At 66.1% G+C, this 22,439-nt stretch carries 21 protein-coding genes; 13 read left to right on the top strand and 8 right to left on the bottom strand.

The features are described 5' to 3' along the window. Nucleotides 1-74 precede the first annotated feature (74 nt). Nucleotides 75-1,346: an alpha/beta fold hydrolase gene (locus Y900_RS19310; RefSeq protein ID WP_036343914.1), complete on the top strand. Its 1,272-nt coding sequence runs from the start codon at nt 75-77 to the stop codon at nt 1,344-1,346. Here Y900_RS19310 and Y900_RS19315 read toward each other — a convergent pair. Genes Y900_RS19315 through Y900_RS19330 form a run of 4 tightly spaced genes read right to left on the bottom strand, consistent with a single transcriptional unit; the run spans nt 1,336 to nt 6,794 of the window. Beyond that, nucleotides 1,336-2,982, bottom strand: a complete 1,647-nt coding sequence (locus tag Y900_RS19315) for an oligopeptide ABC transporter substrate-binding protein OppA (RefSeq protein WP_420329830.1) — start codon at nt 2,980-2,982, stop codon at nt 1,336-1,338. The two genes, Y900_RS19310 and Y900_RS19315, sit on opposite strands and share 11 nt — an antisense overlap. Before the next feature lie 49 nt (nt 2,983-3,031). After that, nucleotides 3,032-4,882: an oligopeptide ABC transporter ATP-binding protein OppD gene (locus Y900_RS19320; protein WP_036343916.1), complete on the bottom strand. Its 1,851-nt coding sequence runs from the start codon at nt 4,880-4,882 to the stop codon at nt 3,032-3,034. Continuing rightward, the gene (locus Y900_RS19325; protein WP_036343917.1) at nt 4,879-5,820 is read right to left on the bottom strand and encodes an oligopeptide ABC transporter permease OppC; all 942 of its coding nucleotides are present in this window, start codon (nt 5,818-5,820) and stop codon (nt 4,879-4,881) included. The genes Y900_RS19320 and Y900_RS19325 overlap by 4 nt, the downstream gene beginning before the upstream one ends. Then, complete coding sequence (locus Y900_RS19330; protein ID WP_036347278.1) at nt 5,817-6,794, bottom strand: oligopeptide ABC transporter permease OppB; 978 nt, start codon at nt 6,792-6,794, stop codon at nt 5,817-5,819. Before Y900_RS19330 ends, Y900_RS19325 begins: the two co-directional genes overlap by 4 nt. A 119-nt stretch (nt 6,795-6,913) precedes the next feature. Between Y900_RS19330 and Y900_RS32155 the strand changes: the two genes are divergently transcribed. The 8 genes from Y900_RS32155 to Y900_RS19365 all read left to right on the top strand — a co-directional run bounded on the left by Y900_RS32155 (nt 6,914) and on the right by Y900_RS19365 (nt 14,929). Next, the gene (locus Y900_RS32155) at nt 6,914-7,123 is read left to right on the top strand and encodes a hypothetical protein (protein ID WP_131536221.1); all 210 of its coding nucleotides are present in this window, start codon (nt 6,914-6,916) and stop codon (nt 7,121-7,123) included. A 348-nt stretch (nt 7,124-7,471) separates the two neighbouring features. Next, nucleotides 7,472-8,401: a sulfate adenylyltransferase subunit CysD gene (cysD, locus tag Y900_RS19335; protein WP_036343919.1), complete on the top strand. Its 930-nt coding sequence runs from the start codon at nt 7,472-7,474 to the stop codon at nt 8,399-8,401. Then, nucleotides 8,401-10,251: a sulfate adenylyltransferase subunit CysN gene (cysC, locus tag Y900_RS19340; protein ID WP_036343920.1), complete on the top strand. Its 1,851-nt coding sequence runs from the start codon at nt 8,401-8,403 to the stop codon at nt 10,249-10,251. Before cysD ends, cysC begins: the two co-directional genes overlap by 1 nt. Further along, nucleotides 10,248-10,976 (top strand): 3'(2'),5'-bisphosphate nucleotidase CysQ, encoded by a 729-nt coding sequence (locus tag Y900_RS19345; RefSeq protein WP_036343923.1) that lies wholly within the window; start codon nt 10,248-10,250, stop codon nt 10,974-10,976. The genes cysC and Y900_RS19345 overlap by 4 nt, the downstream gene beginning before the upstream one ends. A gap of 9 nt (nt 10,977-10,985) precedes the next feature. Next, on the top strand, nt 10,986-11,585 hold the full coding sequence (locus tag Y900_RS19350; protein ID WP_036343925.1) for a cysteine hydrolase family protein: 600 nt from the start codon (nt 10,986-10,988) through the stop codon (nt 11,583-11,585). Nucleotides 11,586-11,974: 389 nt separating this feature from the next. Then, nucleotides 11,975-13,081 carry a hypothetical protein gene (locus Y900_RS19355; protein WP_036343927.1) on the top strand — a complete coding sequence of 369 codons (1,107 nt, stop codon included), beginning with the start codon at nt 11,975-11,977 and terminating at the stop codon, nt 13,079-13,081. A 225-nt stretch (nt 13,082-13,306) separates the two neighbouring features. After that, nucleotides 13,307-14,419, top strand: a complete 1,113-nt coding sequence (locus tag Y900_RS19360; protein ID WP_036343928.1) for a hypothetical protein — start codon at nt 13,307-13,309, stop codon at nt 14,417-14,419. Between the two features lie 36 nt (nt 14,420-14,455). After that, on the top strand, nt 14,456-14,929 hold the full coding sequence (locus Y900_RS19365; RefSeq protein ID WP_036343929.1) for an Rrf2 family transcriptional regulator: 474 nt from the start codon (nt 14,456-14,458) through the stop codon (nt 14,927-14,929). On the opposite strand, the gene Y900_RS19370 is transcribed toward Y900_RS19365, so the two are convergent. Further along, entirely contained in the window at nt 14,926-15,318 is a 393-nt protein-coding gene (locus Y900_RS19370) for a VOC family protein (protein ID WP_036343930.1), read from the bottom strand. The genes Y900_RS19365 and Y900_RS19370 overlap by 4 nt on opposite strands. Nucleotides 15,319-15,409: 91 nt before the next feature. Here Y900_RS19370 and Y900_RS19375 point away from each other — a divergent pair, with 91 nt between their 5' ends. Continuing rightward, complete coding sequence (locus tag Y900_RS19375) at nt 15,410-16,534, top strand: TDT family transporter (protein ID WP_237752604.1); 1,125 nt, start codon at nt 15,410-15,412, stop codon at nt 16,532-16,534. Between the two features lie 84 nt (nt 16,535-16,618). Here Y900_RS19375 and Y900_RS19380 read toward each other — a convergent pair whose 3' ends face one another. Together Y900_RS19380 and Y900_RS19385 are read right to left on the bottom strand one after the other, a co-directional pair. Then, nucleotides 16,619-17,668, bottom strand: coding sequence for a cupin domain-containing protein (locus Y900_RS19380; protein ID WP_036343933.1), 1,050 nt, complete (start codon nt 17,666-17,668; stop codon nt 16,619-16,621). Between the two features lie 73 nt (nt 17,669-17,741). Beyond that, complete coding sequence (locus tag Y900_RS19385) at nt 17,742-18,155, bottom strand: VOC family protein (RefSeq protein ID WP_036347279.1); 414 nt, start codon at nt 18,153-18,155, stop codon at nt 17,742-17,744. A 97-nt stretch (nt 18,156-18,252) separates the two neighbouring features. On the opposite strand from Y900_RS19385, the gene Y900_RS19390 reads away from it, so the two are divergent. From Y900_RS19390 to Y900_RS19400, 3 genes are read left to right on the top strand one after another with little or no spacing between them, the layout of a single operon-like run. Beyond that, on the top strand, nt 18,253-19,155 hold the full coding sequence (locus Y900_RS19390) for an LLM class flavin-dependent oxidoreductase (protein WP_036343934.1): 903 nt from the start codon (nt 18,253-18,255) through the stop codon (nt 19,153-19,155). Between the two features lie 52 nt (nt 19,156-19,207). Next, on the top strand, nt 19,208-20,377 hold the full coding sequence (locus Y900_RS19395; protein WP_036343935.1) for an alpha-hydroxy-acid oxidizing protein: 1,170 nt from the start codon (nt 19,208-19,210) through the stop codon (nt 20,375-20,377). Between the two features lie 4 nt (nt 20,378-20,381). Further along, a complete protein-coding gene (locus Y900_RS19400; RefSeq protein ID WP_036343937.1) occupies nt 20,382-21,056 on the top strand; it encodes a pyridoxamine 5'-phosphate oxidase family protein in 675 nt (224 codons plus the stop codon). Here Y900_RS19400 and Y900_RS19405 read toward each other — a convergent pair. Further along, nucleotides 21,004-22,434, bottom strand: coding sequence for an MFS transporter (locus tag Y900_RS19405; protein WP_036343938.1), 1,431 nt, complete (start codon nt 22,432-22,434; stop codon nt 21,004-21,006). The two genes, Y900_RS19400 and Y900_RS19405, sit on opposite strands and share 53 nt — an antisense overlap. Between the last annotated feature and the right edge of the window lie 5 nt (nt 22,435-22,439).

Here is a 22,439-nt window from a genome sequence, read left to right on the forward strand (position 1 = left end):
TCGGCGCCGCGCGACGGCGCATTCCATTCCCGTCCCCGGCGAGGCAGAATCGACGGCATGACAGGCCGGCGGCGATGACTCTGAACGCGAAGCGCCGCCGCGCCCACGACAAACTCGCCGCGCTACCCGGGGTTCGGCCGATCCGCCGCCCGGTCACCGCGACCGGATCCGACGAGTTCGACCTGTACTACGTGCGCACCGGCCGCAAGACCAGGCATCCGCTGGTCATCATCCCCGGCGGGCCGGGTGCGGCGTCGATCGCGCTCTACCGGGGCCTGCGCCGCCGGGCCGCAGCCGAGGGCCTCGACGTGATCATGATCGAACACCGGGGCGTCGGGATGTCGCGTCACGACGACAACGGTGCAGACCTACCGCCCGAGGCGTTGACCATCGAGCAGGTGGTGGACGACGTCGCCGCGGTGCTCGACGACGCCCAGGTGGACAGCGCCATCATCTACGGGACGTCCTACGGCACCTATGTCGCCGCGGGGGTCGGGGTGCGTCACCCGTCGCGGGTGTTCGCGATGATCTTGGATTCGCCGCTGTTGGCCGGTGACGATATCGAGGTGGTCCGCCAGACCGTGCGCAGCGTGCTGTGGCACGGCCGGGAGCCCGACACCGAGGAACTGGCGGACAAGGTTCGACGGCTGGCCGACGAGGGCGTGATGACGCCGGCCGGGGCTCAGCTCGCCGCCACCGTGTACGGGTTCGGCGGTGCCCGGCTGCTGGACCGCCAACTGGACCTCCTGCTCGGCGGCCGCAATCTGGTCTGGACCGCCATGGGGCACTTCGGGGAGTTGATGGTGGGCCGAAAAGCGCCGTATCGCAACGAGGCTGACCTGGTCGGACGGATCGGCTACCGCGAGCTCAACTACGCGGCCGACCCGGACGGTCTGCCGTTGGACCCGGCCGTTGCCATGCACGAGTTCGCAGCCGGCGAGGCCACGCGGTTCGAGGCTGAGCCGTTCGACCTGGTTGCGGAGATGCCGAAGTTCACCTGGCCCACGGTGGTCGTCTCCGGCGGACGCGACCTGATCACGCCGCCCGCGGTCGCCGATCGGATCGCCGAGCTGATTCCCGGCTCGGTTCTGGTGCGACTACCGACCACCGGTCACAGCGTGCTCGACACCAAGGAGCGGGCGGCGCTGCGGATCGCCGAGGCGGCGGCCATCGGCCGGATCGACACTCTGCGGCCACAGGAGGCGGCGCTCGACGCGATGCCGAGCGTGCCCGCGGTGCGGCTGATGGTGTCGGCGTTGGCGGTCGCCGCGCGGGTCGAGGCGGTACTGCCCGCATCGCTCCCGCGGGTGGTGACCCGAACTCTTCCCAAGCCCGTTACTTCATGAACCCGATTGCGGTGTAATTCAAGTCGCCCAAGCCCGCCGGTCCGTAGTTGGCAAGGTTGCTGCGCACTGCGACGTTGCCCGCTGACTGGAACAGCGGCAGGCTGAACCCCTCACCGAAGATCAGTTTGTCGACATCGTTGGCCAGGCCGCGCGCCTTGTCCGGGTCGAGTTCGTTGAGCACCATCTCGACCTTGGCGTCGATGTCGGGGCTGCTGATCTTGCCGAAGTTGCTCTCGGCTCCGGTGGTGTAGATCTGGTTCAGACAGCACAACGCGAAAGCGTCACCCACCCAAGAGAATTGAGCGATGTCGAAGTCGCCGGGGATGATGTGGTCGGTGAAGAACCCGTTGCCGGGTTTGGCGTCGATCTGCAGATTCACCCCGATCTGGGCAAGGCTGTTCTGCGCGACGAGCGCTACCTGCCTGGTGGTCTGCGCGTCGTAGAGAACGTCGCGAATGACCAGCTGTTTGCCGTCCTTCGCCCGGAACTGCCCGGCCTGCTTCCAGCCCAGGGCATCGAGTTCTTGTTTGGCCTTCTCCGGGTTGAAGGCGACCGCTTCACTGTTGTCCTGGTAGCCCTTCTGGCCCGCCACGAAGATGTGGTTGTTCAACGGAACCGGCTTGTCGACCAAACCGCGTTGGGTCACATCGGCGATCGCCTGCCGGTCGATGCCCTTGGAGATGGCCAGCCGCAGCGCCTTGTCCGACAGGATGGAGCCGGGTGCGCCGTTGAAGGTGAAGTGATACCAGCTCAGGCCGGGCGATCGCCGGATCGAGATGCCTGCGGTACGTCGGGCGATCGTCAGTTCGTCCAGCGAGCCCAGACCGGTCGCATCGATCGTGTTGTTCTGCAGCGCAGGAAGTCTCGCCGCGTCGTCGAGCACCAGGAAGGTGAACGAGTCGAGCAGCGGGGGAGTGCCCCACCACTTCGGATTGCGGCTCAGCACGATTCGCTGGGCGGTGCGATCCAGCGACGAGATCAGGAACGGGCCCGCCGACGGTCCGGGGCCGTTGAGTTGTCCCTTGTTGAACACGTCGGGATTGGCGGTCATGGACTTGGGCAGCAGCATCGTGTTGCCGGCGAACATCCCGCGCCATTCGGCGTAGTGCTTGGCGAAGGTGATGACGGCCTGGCGGTCATCGACTCCCTTCGTGACCGATGCGACCCGGTCGCTGCCGTTGGGTGAGGCGATCGCGAAGGCCTTGTCCTTACCGCTGGTCGCGTTGATCTGAGAGGCGATGTCCTCCCAGGTGATCGGGGTCCCGTCGGACCACACGGCCTTGGGGTTGATCGTGTAGGTGACCACCTGCGGCTCGGTGCTGGTCAGTTCGACGCTGGTGAAGTAGTCGTTGTTCACCTTCATCGAACCGTCGGCGGCGATCACGAAGGCGCGCGGCATGGTGGGCCGCAGCATCGCGCCGGTGTCTGCCTCGTTGCCGTCGATGTTCAAGGTGTTCCAGTTCGACGGGAACGACGACAACGCCAGCCGCAGGTTGCCGCCCCGTTGCAAGGTGGCCGGGTCCTGCGGATTGATATCGCTTGTCGAGCCGAGCTCGGCGTTGCCGCCCGCGGGCGGGACGTCGCGCTTGCTGCCTGAGCAGCCCGCCACCACCAGACTTGCCACGACTGCCAGCACTGCAATTCGGCCGGCGCTCCGGCGGATCGATCGGGTCACGCCACTGATGCTAACGGCGAGTGGGATCCGGTTGCGGGATAGCGGCCAGCAACTTTTTGGTGTAGTCGTGCTGAGGGTCGGCGAAGATGTCGTCGGCATCGCCGTACTCCACCATCGCCCCGCGGTACATCACGACGACGCGATGGGCGAGGTGTTTGACCACCGACAGGTCGTGCGAGACGAACAGATAGGACAGGTCGAACTCGCGCTGCAGGTCCAGGAGCAGGTTGATGATGCCCGCCTGGATGGACACATCCAGTGCCGACACCGGCTCGTCGAGCGCCAGGATCTTGGGTTGTAGCGCCAGTGCCCGGGCGATGCCGATCCGTTGCTTCTGGCCACCGGAGAACTCACCGGGGTATCGGCTGGCGTCGGCGCGACGCAGGCCGACGATCTCGAGCAGTTCAGCGACCCGTGTATCGCTACTTGCCTTATCGAAACCGTTGGCGCGCAACGGTTCAGCCAGTATTTCGAATACCGGCAGCCGAGGGTCCAGAGATGCCACCGGATCCTGGAACACCACCTGCAGATCGCGTCGCAGTTCCCGGCGCCGGGTTGTTGTCAGGGTGGCGACATCGTTGCCCAGCACCTCGATGGAGCCGGACTCCGGCGCCGCCAGGTCGAGGATCTGGTGCAGCGTGGTGGATTTGCCGGAGCCGGATTCGCCGACGATGCCCAGAGTCTGCCCCCGCAGTAGATCGAAGCTGAGGCCGTCGACGGCGCGAACCTCGCCGATCTGGCGGCGGAACACCACGCCCTTGGTCAGCCGGTAGGTTTTCACCAGGTCCCGCACGGTGATGACCGGCGCCGGTTCCGCGGGGTCGTCGACTGTGACCGGCTGGGTGGAAACGCCATAGATCTGCGCGGCGGCGCGGCCCTTGACCTCTTCGGTGCGGATGCACGCCGCCAAGTGGCCTGCCGAGGTGGGGTCGACGGGCACCAGTGCCGGCTCTTCTGTTCGGCACTGGTCGACGGCCAGCGGGCAGCGTGGGGCGAACGGGCAGCCGGGCGGCACATCCACCAGCGAAGGCGGTGCCCCGGGAATCGGCACCAGCCGCGTCCCCTGTGGCGAATCCAGGCGTGGAACGGATCCCAATAATCCTGCGGTGTAAGGCATTCGACGGTCGCGATAGAGCTCGTCCACCGAGGCGACCTCGACGGGTCGCCCGGCGTACATCACCAGAGCCCGATCGGCGAACTCCGCGACCACGCCCAGGTCGTGGGTGATGATCAGCACGCCCGCACCGGTGACGTCGCGGGCAGTCTTGAGTACCTCCAGAATCTGGGCCTGAACGGTCACATCGAGTGCCGTCGTCGGCTCGTCACAGATCAGCAGGTCCGGATCATTGGCGATCGCGATCGCGATGACCACCCGCTGGCGCTCACCGCCGGACAACTCGTGCGGAAACGCGCGGGCTCGCCGCTCGGACTGGGCGATGCCCACCAACTCGAGCAGTTCCACGGCGCGCTTGCGTGCCGCCTGCTTGCCGACGTCGCTGTGGTGCACGGTGATGGCCTCGGCGATCTGGTCGCCGACGGTGTAGACCGGGGTCAGCGCCGACATCGGGTCCTGGAACACCGTCCCGATGCGCCGTCCCCGGATCTTCGACATCTCGCCGTCGGACAGCCCGAGCAGCTCCCGACCGGACAGCCGCACCGAGCCTGACGCGGCGGCGTACTCCGGGAGCAGGCCGATGACGGCCATGGCCGCGGCGGACTTGCCCGACCCGGATTCGCCGACCATCGCGACCACCTCGCCGGCCTGCACCTGATAGGTCAGGCCGCGCACCGCGGTCAGGTCATCGCCGTCAGTGGGGAAGCTGACGGCGAGGTCGGTCACCTCCAGCAGGGTCTCGCTCATCGCTTCGTCTTCTCCTCACGGCTGCGCTTACGGCCGCGGCGCAACGTGGCGCTGCCGGGGTCGAGCGCGTCCCGCAGCCCGTCGCCGGTGAGGTTGGCGCACACCAGGATCAGCACTAGGACGCCCGCGGGGAACAAGAACACCCACGGGAAGGTCGTCGCCGATTTGGTGCCGTCGGCGATCAGCGTGCCGAGCGAGATATCGGGTGGCTGGATTCCGAAACCGAGGAAGCTGAGCCCGGTTTCGGCGAGGATCGCCACCGCGACGTTGAGTGCGGCATCGATGATCAGGATGGAGGCAACATTCGGGATGATGTGGCGGGTGATGATGCGCCGGCTCGGCACGCCCATATACCGTGCGGCTTGGACGAATTCGCGTTCCCGCAGGCTCATCGTGAGGCCTCGCACCATCCGCGAGCTGACCATCCAGCTGAATCCGGCCAACAGCACGATCAGCAAGATGACGTTGGCCGAGTTCTTGGTGATCGGCGTGAGGATCGCGATCAGGATGAACGACGGCACCACCAGCAGCAGGTCCACCAACCACATCAGCGTCCGGTCGCGCCAGCCGCCGAAGTAACCCGCGATGGAGCCGACGGTCGCGGCGATGCCGGTGGAGATCACCGCGACGCACACGCCGATGAGCATCGACTTCTGCATGCCGCGCAGGATCTGAGCGAACAGATCTTGGCCCAACGCGTTGGTGCCGAACCAGTGGTCGGGGCTGGGCGGATCCTGCAGCGCATAGAAGTCGAGATCGGTGTAGGACCATGGCAGCAGCGGCGGCAGGGCGTAGCAGCCGATGAACAGCACGGCCAGGATCACCAGTGACGCCATCGCGGCTCGGTTGCGGGCGAATCGGCGCAGCACCAGGGTTCGCCTCGAGGCGAACTCCTCGGGCTTCACACCCGAGCGGGCGCTGTCTGTCGTGTCGGTCACGTCACCCGCACCCGGGGATCGAGCATCGCGTAGATGACGTCGGACAGCAGCCCGGCCAGAAGTACGACCGCGCCGGAGAAGACCGTGATCGCCGCGACGATGTTCGTGTCCTGAGTCGCGATGCCCTGTACCACCCACTCGCCCATACCGTGCCAGCCGAAGATCTTCTCCACGAACACCGCTCCGGTGACCAAACCCGCGACGCCGTAGGCGAACAGCGTTGCCATCGGGATCAGTGCGGTCCGCAGCCCGTGTTTGAACAACGCCCTGCGCCGGGTGAGTCCCTTCGCCCGCGCGGTCCGGATGAAGTCCTGGCCAAGCACGTCGAGCATCGCATTGCGTTGGTAGCGGCTGTAACCCGCGATCGCGCCCAGCGCCAGCGTGACCGAGGGCAGGATCAAGTGCTGCATACGGTCGACGAACTGGTTCCAGGGACCTCCGACGGCGTCCGGGGACGTCTCGCCGATGTACTCGAAAATACGAACGCCCAGAATGGAATTGACCCGCAACGCGGCCAGGATCGCCAAGTTGGCGATCACGAACGTCGGCGTGCTGATCACCAGCAGCGACAGCAGAGTGATCACCCGATCCGATAATCGGTATTGCCGAATCGCACCCCAGGCGCCCACGACAACGCCGATCACGGTGCCCAGCACCGAACCGATCACCAGTAGTCGCAGGCTGACCCCGATGCGGCGGCCCAGTTCGTCGGAGACCGGCTGACCGGTGACCGTTGTGCCGAAATCACCGCGCACCGCGCCGGCCACCCAGTGGGCGTAGCGCAGCGGGATCGGTTTGTCGAGATCGAGTTCGGCGGCTTTGGCATCGATCACCGCCTGCGGTGGACGCGGATTGCGTTGCAACAGACTGTTCAGCGGTGTGAACGTCAATGACGTCAGCGTGAACGTGAGGAACGACGCCAAGGCCAGCAGCACCACATAGTTGAGCAGCCGACGCGCCAGAAATCGCGTCATGGGCCGCTGCCCGGCGCAGGGTGCATGCAGCACAGGGTAGGAGATCGTCGGTCGAAACGACGCCAGGACCCTACGGGCGTGCACGGTTTAGCGGCGCGGGGCACGGGAAGACTGCATGCGTGCACGTGAAGCAGCTCACACCTCGACTGGTCCCAGCCCTGCTTGTGGCAGCGGCGCTCCCGACACTGGCGGCATGCCAGGACAAGGGCACCAGTGTCGACCCGACGACCACCAGTCCCAGCCCGACGACAGTGCAGACGTCGAAACCGATGCTGCCGAGTTCGTCGGTGGCGTCGGCCAGTCCGCAACCGCCCACGCCAAGCGGCTGACGCGCACGTCAGCAGCTCGCAGGTTGGGCTCCGTCTGCCGTGGTCGGCGGTAGTGCGCCGGTGGCGATGGGCCTTCACCTCGCCCGTCACCTCCTCGGTGACGACGGGGGAGACCACGTAGGAGGCCGCCGTGGCGCCGACGAAGACACCAGAGGTCGCAGCGCCACCGGTCACTGCGACAACTCCCGACGCGCTCCCGAAGCGCCATGGTGCACGACGGCCGGAAGGCGCGCCGAAGTCGCTCTGAAGTTCCGCCTGCGCGTAACCCTTGACGTGAACCGTCCTGCTGGTTAGATTCCGGGTTAGCTTTGTAATTATGGTCAAACCTACCAACTTTACGAGGAAATCATGGCGAGTCCGGTGGTCGAACGCCCCAAGCCGGGGCAGTACGAGCTGAGCCACCTTCGGTCCCTCGAGGCCGAGGCAATTCACATCATTCGCGAGGTCGCGGCCGAGTTCGAACGGCCGGTTCTGCTGTTCTCCGGCGGCAAGGACTCGATCGTGATGTTGCATCTGGCGATCAAGGCGTTCGCGCCCGGCCGGCTGCCGTTTCCGGTGATGCATGTCGACACCGGCCACAACTTCGAGGAAGTGATCGCCACCCGCGACGAATTGGTCGAGCGGTACGGCCTGCGCCTGGTGGTGGCCAGTGTCGAAGAGGACATCGCCGCAGGCCGAGTGGTCGACAACGGGCCGTCGCGCAACCCGCTGCAGACGGTAACGCTGCTGCGGGGCATCCGGGAGAACAAGTTCGACGCCGCCTTCGGTGGTGCCCGCCGTGACGAGGAGAAGGCCCGGGCCAAAGAGCGGGTGTTCAGCTTCCGCGACGAATTCGGCCAGTGGGATCCCAAGGCGCAGCGTCCCGAGCTGTGGAACCTCTACAACGGACGTCACCGCAAAGGTGAGCACATCCGCGTCTTCCCGTTGTCCAACTGGACCGAGTACGACATCTGGGCCTACATCGGCGCCGAAGAGATCACGCTGCCCGGCATCTACTACGCCCACCCCAGGCAGGTCTTCCAGCGGGACGGGATGCTGCTGGCCGTCCACGAGTTCCTGCAGCCCACGCCCGACGAACCGGTCTTCGAGACCTCGGTGCGCTTCCGCACGGTCGGCGATGTGACCTGCACCGGCTGCGTGGAGTCCACCGCCTCCACCGTCGACGAGGTGATCGCCGAGACCGCGGTGTCGCGTCTGACCGAACGTGGGGCCACCCGCGCCGACGACCGTATTTCCGAAGCCGGCATGGAAGACCGCAAGCGCGAAGGGTATTTCTGATGAGCACTCTGTTGAGGATTGCCACCGCCGGCTCCGTCGATGACGGCAAGTCGACCCTGATCGGCCGCTTGCTCTACGACTCCAAAGCCGTGATGGAAGACCAACTCGCCGCCGTCGAGCGGACGTCGCGGGAACGTGGCAACGACTACACCGATCTCGCACTGGTGACCGATGGCCTGCGCTCCGAGCGTGAGCAAGGCATCACCATCGACGTCGCCTACCGCTACTTCGCCACGGCCAAGCGGAAATTCATCATCGCCGACACTCCTGGCCACATTCAGTACACCCGCAACATGGTCACCGGGACCTCGACCGCGCAATTGGTGATCGTGCTCGTCGATGCGCGGCACGGCCTGCTCGAGCAGTCCCGCCGGCACGCGTTCCTGGCCTCTCTGCTGGGCGTTCAGCACGTCGTGCTGGCGGTCAACAAGATGGACCTCATCGACTGGGACCGTGAGCGTTTCGAATGGATCCGCGAGGAGTTCCATGCGTTCGCGGCCCGGCTGGATATCCACGACGTCACCACCATCCCGATGTCGGCGCTCAAGGGTGACAACGTGGTGACGAAGTCGGACAAGGCGCCCTGGTATGACGGGCCGCCGTTGCTGAGCCACCTCGAAGAGGTCTACATCGCCGGCGACCGCAACCTGGTCGACGTACGCTTCCCGGTGCAGTACGTGATCCGGCCGCAGACCGTCGAGCACGCCGATCATCGCAGCTACGCGGGCACCATCGCCGGCGGTGTGATGCGCCCCGGCGACGAGGTCGTCGTACTACCCAGCGGAAAAAGCAGTCGTATCACCGCGATCGACGGACCGACCGGACCTGTTGAGGAGGCGTTCCCGCCGATGGCGGTGTCGATCAGTCTCGCCGACGACATCGACATCTCCCGCGGAGACCTGCTGGCCCGCCCGCAGAACCAGCCGGTGGCCACCCGGGAGTTCGACGCCACGGTCTGTTGGATGGCCGACGAGTCGTCGCTGGAGCCCGGACGCGACTACATCATCAAACACACCACGCGCACCACGCGGGCTCGTGTCGGTGCGCTGGACTATCGCCTGGACGTCAACACCCTGCACCGGGACAAGAGCGCAACGGCGTTGAAGCTCAACGAACTCGGCCGGGTCACCCTGCGCACCCAGGTGCCGCTGTTACTCGACGAATACTCCCGCAACGCCGCGACGGGATCGTTCATCCTGATCGACCCCGACACCAACGTGACGGTGGCTGCGGGCATGGTCCGCGACACCGCGCCGACGGCGGCTCGCAGTTCGTCCCCGAACACGGTGCGCCACCAGTCGCTGGTGGACTCCGCTGACCGGCTGACGAAGGGGCGCACCCTGTGGTTCACCGGGCTTTCCGGCTCAGGGAAGTCCTCAGTGGCGGTGCTGGTGGAGCAGAAGCTGCTCGAACATGGTTGCCCCGCTTATATTCTCGACGGCGACAACCTGCGTCACGGGCTCAACGCGGATCTCGGCTTCTCGATGGCGGACCGCGCCGAGAACCTGCGCAGGTTGGCACACATCGCCACGCTGATGGCCGATGCCGGCCTGACGGTCCTGGTGCCCGCGATCAGCCCACTGGAAGAGCACCGGGAATTGGCCCGCAAGGTGCACACCGACCAGGGAGTCGAGTTCTACGAGATCTTCGTCGACACCCCGCTCGAGGACTGCGAGCGCCGAGACCCCAAGGGGCTCTACGCCAAAGCCCGGGCCGGGGTGATCACTCACTTCACTGGTATCGACAGCCCGTATCAGCGGCCGAAGAACCCTGATCTGCGGCTGACACCCGACCACGAGTGCGATGAGCTGGCCCAGCAGGTCGTCGATTTGTTGGAGGGCCAGGAGTGAGCGATCACGACCTGGCAGCCAAGCTGGCCACCCAGGCGGGCGAGCTTCTGCTCGACGTTCGAGTCGAGCTGGCCGATGCCTCGGGTGCGGAGCGAAAGGCCGCGGGCGACAAGCGTTCTCACGAATATCTGATGGAAGCGCTGGCCGCGGCACGGCCCGAGGACGCGGTGTTGTCGGAGGAGGGGGCCGACGATCCGATCCGGCTGCGCAGCCGACGGGTGTGGATCGTCGATCCGCTCGACGGCACCCGCGAGTTCTCCGAACTCGACCGCGACGACTGGGCGGTGCACGTGGCGCTGTGGGAGGACGGGGAGCTGATCGCCGGCGCGGTTGCGCTTCCCGCCCAGGGCGTCACCTTGGCAACCCCTGCGGTGTCGCCACCCCCGGCGGCGCCGAGCGCGCCGCGGATCGTGGTGTCGCGAACCCGGCCTCCGGCGGTCGCGCTGCAGGTTCGCGACGCGCTGGGCGGCGTACTGGTCGAAATGGGTTCTGCCGGAGCCAAGGTCGCGGCCGTGATCCAGGGCCGTGCCGACGTGTATGTGCACGCGGGTGGTCAATACGAATGGGATTCGGCCGCCCCGGTGGCTGTCGCCCGCGCTGCCGGTTTGCACACCTCACGTATCGACGGCTCACCGCTGCAGTACAACCGGCCCGACCCACTGCTGCCTGATGTCGTGGTGTGCCGGCCGGAATTGGCCGAGGCGGTGCTGGCCGCAACGCAGTAACGTTGCGCCATGATTGAACTCAACACCCTGCGGGCGCTCGCGGGCCTTCCACTCGATCCGCCCAGTCTGGCCACGTCGACGTTGATTCTGATCGACTGCCAGAACACCTACACCCAGGGTGTGATGGAACTCGAGGGTGTTCAAGACGCACTGGACGAGGCGGCCGCGCTGTTGGATCGCGCGCGGACTGCGGGCATTCCGGTGATTCACATCCAGCACGACGACGGCCCCGGGTCGCTGTACGACATCAGCGGGGAGAGCGGTGCGATCGTGGCCCGGGTCGCCCCTCTCGATGGAGAACCGGTGGTGGTCAAGAACTACCCCGACGCGTTCGTGCACACCGATCTGGAAGATCGGCTCAAATCGGTCGGCGCGGAGAACTTGATCATCGGCGGATTCATGACGCATATGTGTGTGAATTCGACCGCGCGAGGCGCGTTCAACCTCGGCTACGCGCCCACAGTGGTCGCGGCCGCCACCGCCACGCGGTCGTTGCCAGGTGTGGACGGTGCGGCCATCCCCGCAGCATCGTTGCACGCCGCGAGTCTTGCCGCTCTCAAGGATTTGTTCGCTGTCGTCGTCGCCGACTCGGACGCAATCTCAGACTGAGACCCCCCCGGTGGCCCTTTCCTGAGAGGTTTGAGCCATGAACCTGAGAGCCGGAAGGCTCTGGGATGGCTTGCGGTTCACTCTGAGTGCGCGTTTTTGGGCGCCGGCCGGTCGTTATTTAAATTTGCTGACTCTCGATAAATCACCTGTTAGGCCTGGTCAGGAATGTCTTTAACCTTCGCTGTTAGTGGGTGTCTGTCAAAACTGACGTTCTCGCCAGGAAAAATTTTCGACAAAATCGTCAATTATCGTTTTCCCTCAGGTTCCTCTCAGGTATCTTCAGCTTTGTCAGTGTTGACCCCAGCCCGGGAGGGATTGAAATGCAAATCTCCATACGCTCTCAGCTCATTGCGGGAACCGCTGCCGTTGTCGGCGCCAGCGCGATTGCAATGACGCCGGTAACGCAGGCCAATCTCGCGTTGCCCGACCTCCAAATCCCGTCGGTGAACCAGGTGGCGCTGGCGGGCTTCGACAGCCCGCTTTCGGAACTCCTCGGCACCGCCAACTCCTTCAACCAGTGGCTGGTGAGCTCTGACAACAGCACCGCTGGCTACACCGATCTGGGCGGCCTGGCTGACGCCACCGGCGTTGCCATCGCAAAGATGGGCTTCCAATTCAATGCGGTCGGGCTGCTCCCGCAGGTGATCAATGATCACCTGCCGATCCTGAGCCAGGCCGGGCTGAACGGTTCGGCGAGCCTGGAGAGCATGCTGAATGCCGGGACGACGATCGGGCTGATCGCCAGTGAAGGGCTGTGGAACCTGCCCGGAGCCTTCGTCACCGCCACGCAGCAAGCGTTTTCGGGTGACATCCCCGGCGCCATCGCGACGTTGCAGTCCGCGATTGTGGGACCGTTCGTGGCCGCCGGCCAGGTCGCCCTCGCCAGCGCCAACTACATGCTGGACAACGCGGTCGCACGGGGTACGGCCCTGCTGGGTGCCGTTCCCACCCTGGTCAACCTGGTCGTTCAGAGCTCCATCGGGCAAGCTCAGGTGCTTGCCGGAGCGTTCAGCACCGTCGTGCAGAACGTGATCACCGGCATCACCAACGGTAATGCCGAGGAGGCGTGGAACGCTGCGGTCGACGGGTTCTTCGGACCGCGGGGCATCCCGGGCACGATCCTCAACCTGACTGTCGGTGCAGGTGTGCAGACCGGCGCGGCCACGGTGGTGCCGAGTGTCCGCGGCGTGATCCAAGCCGCTGTCCACGGTATCGCCGACGCGCTCTCGCAGACCGGATCGGCGCCGCCGGTTCCGCCGCCGGCTGCCGCGAAGACCGCATCGCCCTCGGCATCGGCACTGCGTGTCGCCGCCGTGCAGGAGTCGGCCCCCGCTGCTGACAGCGGCACCTCGGGCGGTAGCGGAGGTTCGGCCGCATCCGATCACTCCACCAACAGCAACGCGAAGAGCGGAAGCGCAGGCAAGTCCGGCGCCAAGAAGGGCGTCGCCGGCTCCAAGCGGCCCGCCAAGGCCTCGGCCGGCAAGTCCGCGGGGTAGTACGCGGTATCGATGGGGTGCCCTTCCTTTTCGAAGTCTTCGAAAAGGAAGGGCACTCTGTTTTCCTCTTCGTCAAATTAAGTGAATTACTCGAATTTCAATGAGGTCTTTCTCTCTAAGTTTCCTCTCAGGTATTCTTAAGGCCGCAATTGGCCTGAGTGCCGGGGAGGTGAGCACGCGGTGCGGCGCGGCATTGGTGCGATTTTCACGACTGGAGTAGCTCTTGTGGGCGCGACGGTTGTCGTCGCCAACCCGGTGTCGGCACCCCAGTCGGACGTTCGGGTTCCCCCGGTGAAACTGTCGGCCGACAGCACCGCTTCGACCACCGCTCTCGACCGGGCTCTGCTCGAGACCCTGACGCGAGACGCCAGCGGCACCAGCCCGGCGGACCCGCTGAAGAGAGTCGTCGCAGGCGTCGTCACCAATGTCACGATGCTCAGCGGCCGGGCGGTGGACGAAGCGTTCTGGAGCGACGTCTCCGGGACACCGACGCCGATGCGCGTCCCATCCCTGCAGTCGCCCCTACCGGCGACAGCCGTCGCCGATCTGCTCAGCGGTAAGCCGGCCACCGTTGCGTCAGCCGGTGCGTCCCCCGCGGTCATCGAGGATCGCGCCCTGCAGCATGCCGTCACGTCGGTCGCCGACTACGTCGGCTATGTCAGCGTGCAGGTCGTCGAGGCCACCGTCGCGGCCGCCCGGATCGCGGTGGCCAAGCCGCGGCTGATCGCCGACACGCTGGCTGCGCTCACCGACGGTGACGTCGACGCCGCGATCACCACCGCTCTTCGGGTCGTCGCCGTGCCCGTCGGGCCACCGTCGAAGATCGTGAAAGCGATCCGCACCGAGGTCCGTCAGCGGGTGACCGAACTGACGGACATCTTGCGGCGGTCCGCGCCATCCCGGCCGGCAGCGACCCCAACCGTGACCCTCTCGGCAGTCGCCGACAGCGTGGCATCGCTGCGCCGCACGCTGGGTCACCGCCGCGGCCTGAGCGTCACGGCCAAACCGGGTGCATCCTCGAAGCCGGGGAATTCGACCGAACCCGAGACATCGACCAAGCCCGAGGCATCGGCCGACGCCACCGACTCCGGCACGGTCACCGGTCCCGACACCAAGCCGACTGCCGCCAACGGTGCGACGGATTTGAGCGACGGCAACAAAGCGGTACCGCGCACCAAAGCTCCGCAATCGCCGGTCCAGCAGCGGGTCGAGAACTCGGTCACCCAGGTCCGTACCTCGCTGGACCGGTTCGCTGACACCCTTCGCAAGGCGCTCACACCGCATCGTGCGCCGCAGCGCACCGGCGCCACACCCGCACCGGCATCAGACGCCTCGTGAGCCTGCTGCCGACCAGGCAGTGGCACAATTCGCGGAATGCGGATGTCAGCGAAGGCGGAGTACGCCGTCCGCGCCATGATCCAGCTCGCCTCAGTCGACTCGGGCGTGCTGGTCAAGACCGAGGATCTGGCCAAGGCCCAGGGCATCCCCGCGCAATTCCTGGTCGACATCCTGTCCGGTCTGCGCACCGACCGGTTGGTGCGCAGCCACCGCGGCCGCGACGGCGGTTACGAGCTGGGACGACCGGCCGCCGAGATCAGCATCGCCGACGTGTTGCGCTGCATCGACGGGCCGTTGGCGAGCGTGCGTGACATCGGCTTGGGCGACCTGCCCTACAGCGGACCTACCGCGGCACTGACCGATGTGTGGCGGGCGTTGCGCGCCAGCATGCGCTCAGTGCTGGAGGAGACCAGCGTGGCCGATGTGGCCGGCGGGCAACTGCCGGCCCACGTTGCGGACCTGGCGCACGACTATCTGCGGCAGGAGAACCGGCGCGGGCACAACGGTTAGCCGGAACCCGACCCGTAGGGGCGGGTGATGATCTCCAGGTAATGGCCCGCCGGGTCGCGGAAGTAGACGCCGCGGCCACCGTCGTTGTGGTTGATCTCGCCGGGCCGGGCTGCGCGGGGATCGGCCCAGTGCGGCAGATTCCGATCGGAGATCTTGCGGTAGATCGCGTCGAAATCGCCCTCCGACACCAGGAAGGCGTAGTGCTGCGGGTGAATTGGTTCATCGGCAGGCACGTCGGCGAAGTCCAGGCTCAGCCCGTGCTCGAAGGTGACGACGAGGAAATGTCCGAACGGCACCGCATCCGGTAGCCCGAACAGCTCGGTCAGGAAGCGGGCGGACTGCTGCTTGTCATGTGCGGCGACGATGGTGTGGTTCAGTTCGATTGCCATTACCCTTGCCAGTCAAGCACTTTGGGTCATCCCGTGCAATATCGCCGGCCTACCCGGTCGCGGCCGTCGGATGCCGTACCGTCTGTTGCTTATGGCAACACCGCAGACCCGGGTCGAAGTGCTGGGCAACATCGGGCCCAACTGGTTCGCATCGGTGATGGGCACCGGAATCGTCGCGACCGCGGGTGCGACGCTGCCGATCCAGCTCCCAGGATTGCGCGGGTTCGCCGAGGTGGTCTGGGTGATCGCCGCGACGCTCCTCGTCGTGCTGATCGCGATCGTCGGCCTGCATTGGCTGCGCCATCCCACCGTCGCGCGCACCCATGCCCGCAATCCGCAGATGGCGCACTTCTACGGTGCGGCGCCGATGGCGCTACTGACCGTCGGCACCGGCGCGGTGCTGATCGGCCGGGATCTGATCGGCGAGCGGCTCGCCGTCGACCTGGACTGGGTGCTGTGGACGGCCGGCACGGTGGGCGGGCTGTTCACCGCGGTGAGCATCCCGTTCCTGATGTTCACCCAGCACAACGTCGAACCCGACGCCGCGTTCGGCGGCTGGCTGATGCCGATTGTGCCGCCGATGGTCTCGGCGGCCGCCGGCGCCTTGCTCATTCCGCACATGGCGCCGGGCACCGGTCGCACCACCATGCTGTACGGCTGTTACGCGATGTTCGGACTATCCCTGGTCGCCGCGTTCATCATCATCACACTGATCTGGAGCCGCCTGGCTCTCTACGGAACGTCGGGAACCGCCAGGGTTCCCACGCTGTGGATCGTGCTCGGCCCGCTCGGCCAATCCATCACCGCCGCAGGGCTTCTCGGCCACGTCGCCGCAACGGCCGTTGAGCCCGAGCTGGCTGAGGACCTGAATGCGTTCGCTGTCATCTTCGGAGTTCCGGTGTGGGGCTTCGCGATGCTCTGGATCGCGCTGGCCGCCTCCCTGACCGTTCGCACCCTGCGCCGCGGTATGCCGTTCGCCCTGACCTGGTGGAGCCTCACCTTCCCGGTGGGCACGTTCGTCACCGGCACCACCCAGTTGGCGGTGCACACCAACCTGCCGGCGTTCAAGGTCGCGGCGGTAATCGCCTACGCCGGGTTGCTGAGCACCTGGCTGCTGGTCGCGGCGCGTACGGCGCGGGGCAGTCTGCGGGGCAATCTGCTCAACCCGCCGCCCAGCGCAGGGCCGATCCGCGCCCAGAAAGACCCCGCTCGCTAACGTCCCCACGCCCAAACCGACGTCTCGCCGCGAAAGTTCGAGTGCCAGGCAGCAAAACGTCGATCTCGGCGGTGCTTCGACGCCCTAGTCGCGTGGATCAAGCGGGTTGACCCGGTTGACGATCAGCGGATCGGCCTTGGTGAACGGGAAATTGGGCAGGTCGTCGATGTGGACATTGAACGTCGCAGCGAGTACTTCGCGCGAGTACGCGCTCGCCGACGCCCGATACCCGATATCGCCAGGGGTGGGCTGGTCGAAGAAGATCGCGAAATGCAGGTCGGGAGCGTCGACCACCTCGATGTGGTGAGGGTACGCACGAGGGATGAAGTACATGTCGCCCTGCTCCAGATACCAGGTGTCCAACGTCCCGTCAGGGTCCATGACCGTCATCCGCGAACTTCCCGACGCGACGTAGCCCATCTCCGCTGTGACCGGGTGCCAATGCGGTTCGCGCATTCCGTCCTCACGGATCCGAAGTGAGTACATCGACATGTCCTTGAGGGCGGGCCAGAACTGGACCCGGGCCAGGCGTGCCGATCCGACTGCGCTGCCGACTGGCGGGCTCTGTGCCTCGACCCCGAATTTGTGCGGATCGTCGAAGTGGGCGGTGCTCGGAACCGACGGATCCCCAACGCGTGCAGCGAGCTTCCGGTCGGTGGTGTCGCGGCGGATCTTCGCGAAGTCCGAAGCCGGCAGGTCGTAGGTGTTACCCAACACCGCATCTGTCATCGCGCCGAACGCGGCCCCGAGGCCGAAGTCCTCGGGCCGCTCGTGCCGGAACGAAAGGATGAACTCGGCAGGTTCCTCGCCGATGTTCTCGATGTGATGCAACGAGCCTGAGTCGACATGGAACATCTCGCCGGAGCCGATCGTGAACGACGAGAACTGGCTGCCGCTGTCGAGAATCGAGACCAGACAATTTCCGGTGACGCAGTAGGCCAATTCGTTGGCGTTCGCGTGCCAGTGCGGCGTGCGCATCGCGCCCGGATTGATCACCAGGCGCTTGATCGAGAGGCCGGACAGGATGGGCAGGTTGTCGGCAGTGACGCGGCGGATCGAACCGAGATCCGATTCTTCAACGATCTCACCGTCGAGCAACGACACCGAATGTTCGCTGCGCTTTAGTCTCGACATCTCTGACTACACCTCTCGTTGGGCGAACGTGACGAAGCGGGAAGCTCACTGCTCAAGGACGGTCGTCGGGGCGTTACTTGCGGGCGGTGAGCTCCAAGGCGATGTTGTCGGGGTCGCGGAACTCAAGGATGTAGGCGACGCCGATGTCCTTGATCGGCTCGTGCTCGATGCCCAGGGAATCAAGGTGGGCGGCGGCCTGTTCGAGGGCGTCCAGGCTGGGCAGGACGAACGCCAGGTGGTCGAGGCCGACCCGGTCCTCGTCGAAGGCGCCGGTCCCGGTGGGTCGCAGCCCGATCAGGTTGTCACCGATGTTGTAAATGACCCCACCGAAGAGGAAGGAAAGCTGCTCGCGGGTCGCGGCATCGGCGTTCGGCGGCAGCTCGGCGTAGACCGGCCAGCCGAACACACTGTCGTAGAACCGGCGCGAGGCGTCGATGTCGGTGACGGTCAGCCGCACGTGAGCGACGGCGGAAGTGGCGATCGGCATGTGCTCCATCCTGTCAGTAGCCCGGATCTCTGTCAGTAGGTCGGATCGGCGCGGACGACCGCCGCGCCGTGCCAGAATCGCGAGCGTGCAGATTGGCATGACACTGCCGGTGATGGAACCGGACGTTGACGCAGACATCCTCAAGCGCTGGGCGCACACGATCGACGAGGGACCGTTCTCCTCGCTGTGCTGGGGGGAGCGGATCGCGTTCGGCAACCCCGATTCCCTGACCCTGCTGGGTGCCCTGGCCGGCTGGACCGAACGGGTGCCGCTGGTGGCCACCGTCGTCGTGCCGCAGCTACATGATCCGGTGATGCTCGCCAAGGGGCTGGCGACCGGGGATCTGCTCTGCGGTGGGCGGCTGACCGTCGGTCTGGGTGTGGGGGGCCGGCACGAGGACTACCGCGCGGTCGGTGCCGACCCCAAGTCACAGACCATGCGCGACATGGCCGAGCGGGTGGCCATCATGCAGCGGGTGTGGGCGGGGGAGAAGATCACCGATTCGGTGCTGCCCGTCGGACCCAGCCCCGCCCGCGAGGGCGGACCACGGCTGCTGGTCGGCACCACCGGGCCCAAGACGGTGCGCAGTGCCGCGCCCTGGGCGGAAGGCCTGGCCGGCATCTCGATGGATCTCGACCTCGAGAAGGAGAACGCGCTGTTCGACGTCGCCCGCGACGCGTGGGCTGCCGCGGGTAAACCCAAACCCCATCTGGCGACGTCGTTTTGGTTCGCACTCGGCGAGGGAGACGCGCCTCGTCAGCAAGTGATTCAGCATCTGCGCCACTACATGAACTGGATCCCGCGGGAGTACGTCGATGCGCTCGCGCCGACCGCGGGCTGGGCCGGTACCGAGGAGGAGCTCGTCGCGGTGCTGCGCGGGTTCGCCGAGATCGGCACCAGTGAGGTACACCTCATCCCGACCAGCAGCGACATCGACCAGGTGCGCCGGGTCGCCGAGCTTGTCAGTGAGGTTTCCGCCCACACGGGAGTTTCGGCGTAGAACTGCGAGTGGAACTCGCCATGATGTCGATGTCGCGCCAGGAGGATCACCGATGACCCAGCCGTACGGCAACTACCAGATCGAGATCTACTTCCAGGGTCTGACCGGTACGGTGCCCAGCCTGCCGATATCGTTCGACGAGTTGGAAGCTCGTGCCGCCCAAGCCCTTCCGTCGTCGGTATGGTCCTACGTCGCCGGCGGTGCCGGTGATGAGCGCACCCAACGGGTGAATGTCAGCGCCTTCGAACAGTGGGGCCTCATGCCGCGTATGCTGGTCGGCGCCACCGAGCGCGACCTGTCGGTCGAACTGTGGGGACGGCGCTGGCCCGCCCCGGTGTTCATGGCGCCGATTGGGGTCATCGGGCTGTGCACCCACGACCACCACGGCGACCTCGCCGCCGCGCGGGCTGCCGCCCGCACCGGGGTGCCGATGTGTGTGTCTACGCTGACGATGGATCCGCTGGAGGACGTCGCTGCCGAATTCGGTGACACGCCAGGGCTTTTCCAGCTGTACACGCCGACTGATCGCGAGATGGCGGCGAGTTTCGTACGCCGCGCCGAAGCCGCCGGTTACACCGGAATCGTGGTCACACTGGACACCTGGGTACCCGGCTGGCGGCCGCGCGATCTTTCCACCGCCAACTTCCCCCAGCTGCGCGGTATGTGCCTGTCCAACTACATCAGCGACCCGGTCTTCCGCGCCAAGGTCGACGCCGACATCGACGCCGACCCCCGCAACGCCGTGCTGGCCTGGGTCAGTAACTTCGGAAACTCACTGACATGGGACGACTTGCCCTGGCTTCGATCGTTGACGTCACTGCCGCTGATCCTCAAGGGCATCTGCCATCCCGATGACGCCCGGCGCGCGATCGACGCCGGTGTCGACGGCATCTACTGTTCCAATCACGGCGGTCGGCAAGCCAACGGCGGTGTGCCGGCCATCGACTGCCTTCCCGACGTCGTGGCGGCGGCTGGTGACGTACCGGTGCTCTTCGACTCCGGGATCCGTACAGGCGCCGACGTCGTCAAAGCTCTGGCCCTGGGCGCCAAGGCCGTTGGCATCGGTCGCCCCTACGCCTACGGGGCGGCGCTGGCCGGCACCGACGGGATCGTGCACGTGCTGCGCTCGCTGCTGGCGGAGACCGATCTGATCATGGCCATCGACGGCTACCCGACGCTGGGGGACCTGACGCCCGCCGCGTTGCGGGCCGTGCGACAGTAATCCCATGCCGCAACCGTCGACCAGCGTCAGCCGCCTACCGGAGAAGCAGAACACCGAACGTTCGCGACTCGACGAGCTTCTCGATGTCACTCCGCTGGCGACCGTCGCGTTGGTCCGGGACGGACACCCGGTGATATTCCCGATCGGCTTCGCCCGGATCGGCGATGAACTCGTGATCCACGGATCGACCGGCTCGCCTTGGTTGCGTCAGCTCGCCGACGGCGCAGCCGCTGCGGTATCGGTCACCGCTCTCGACGGAGTCCTGGTGGCGCGCAGCGGGTTTGAGTCGTCCTTCCAATTCCGCAGCGCCACGCTGTTCGGAACCTTCGACACGATCGAGGAATCCGACAAGATCCGCTACCTCGAGACGCTGACCGACACTTTCATCCCGGGCCGGGTTGCGGAGCTGCGCGCGAGTTCGCGCAAGGAACTGGCCGCCACCTTGGCGCTTCGGATGGAGATCACCGATGACAACTGGTCGCTGAAGATCGGCGACGGGTGGCCCGAGGACAGCGAGGAGGACGTTGCCGCCGGGGCATGGGCCGGCGTGGTCCCGTTGACGACTGTCTACGGCGAACCCCGCCGTGCGCCGGACTGTGATCCCGCGACGCCGGTGCCACCGTCGGTCAGGGCGATGTCTGGTGAGCTGTCGAACCGGCGGGGGCGGCAGTTCCGGTAGTAAGCGGTTTCGGCCGCAGGATCAGACTGAACACCAGTGCCACGACGCCGATTCCTACGGCAATCCAAAACGCGTGCTGGAACGTGAAATTCGTGCCCGAGCCGACGATCGGCCCGGCCCAGGCGAAGCCCAGTGTGAAGCCGATGCCGTAGCTGGCATTGGCGATGCCGGGTAGCGCCCCGGGTGCCTCGTCGGATGCCTGCAGCACGCCCAGTGAGCTCAGCGGTGTGAGTATGACTGCGGTGCAGGTGAATCCGAAGACCACCATCAGCGCCGCGACTACGTATTTGTGGTCGGCGAACACCGCTGTCAGCGCGACCACGACGATCGTGGCCACGATCCCGGCCCGCAGAACGGTGACGAATCCGATGCGAACCGCCAACCGTCCGATGAACGGTGCGGTGATGACCTGCACGACCGCACCGGGGGTCAGGAACAGTAGCGCGGTGGTCGTCGCGTTGAGGCCGAAGCCGGAGTCCAGGTCTTCGGCCATCGCGGGCACGATGAAGCCGAGCACCACCATGAACGATCCCATCACCAGAATGGTGACGACAAGCAGCGGCCAGGCTTCGCGGGAACGCATGTGCTTGAGCGCGATGAGGGGATGTGCCACCCGCCTGTCGACAACGACCAAGGCGAGGAAACCTGCAACGGCGGCCGTCAGCCAGATCAGTGCGGGCGCCGACGCCCACCCCTGGTGCCCGCCGTTGGACAAGAACATGGTGATCCCGCCGACGGTCAGCCCGATGAATACGGCACCGACCCAGTCCATCCGGCCCTCCGCGCGGGCGACCTCGTCGGCCGGAACCCATTTCCATACGAAGGCGACGGCGATCAGGCCGACCACGAGGATCAGGGCGAAGATCGAACGGTAACCGAACGCGTCGGTCATGATGCCGGCCAGGAACGCGTCGCCGCCGGCCACCCCGCCGTTGATCGATGCCATCACCCCGCAGCACACGCCAAATGTCCCGCCGGACAAGCGTGCTCGAAGAACCAGGAAGGCGAGACCGTAGGTGATGTTGGAAGTGCCCTGCAGGAATCTGCCGACCACCACGATGGGGAGCGAGGTGCTCAGGCACAGCGCGGTGCCGATGCACATCACGACCACGATGCCGATCAGGACGCGCTTGCGTCCGATGTAGTCACTCCAGCGGATCAGCACGACGTTGGCGAGTGCCCCGGCCAGATAGAACGGCGTCGACATCGCCACGAACGCACCGGGACCCAAGGTGTCGTTGATGTCGCGGACGGCGGGCGCCAGCATGGTGGCGTTCAGCGAGAACGACATCAGCGAGAAGACCAGAGCGGCCACCAACAGGACGATCTGCCTGCGAGAGAGGGAATCCGTCTCGGCGGAGGTGGGTGGCTGGCTCACGATGG

The organism is Mycolicibacterium aromaticivorans JS19b1 = JCM 16368, from assembly GCF_000559085.1.
In the GTDB taxonomy this organism is placed as follows: Bacteria; Actinomycetota; Actinomycetes; order Mycobacteriales; family Mycobacteriaceae; genus Mycobacterium; species Mycobacterium aromaticivorans.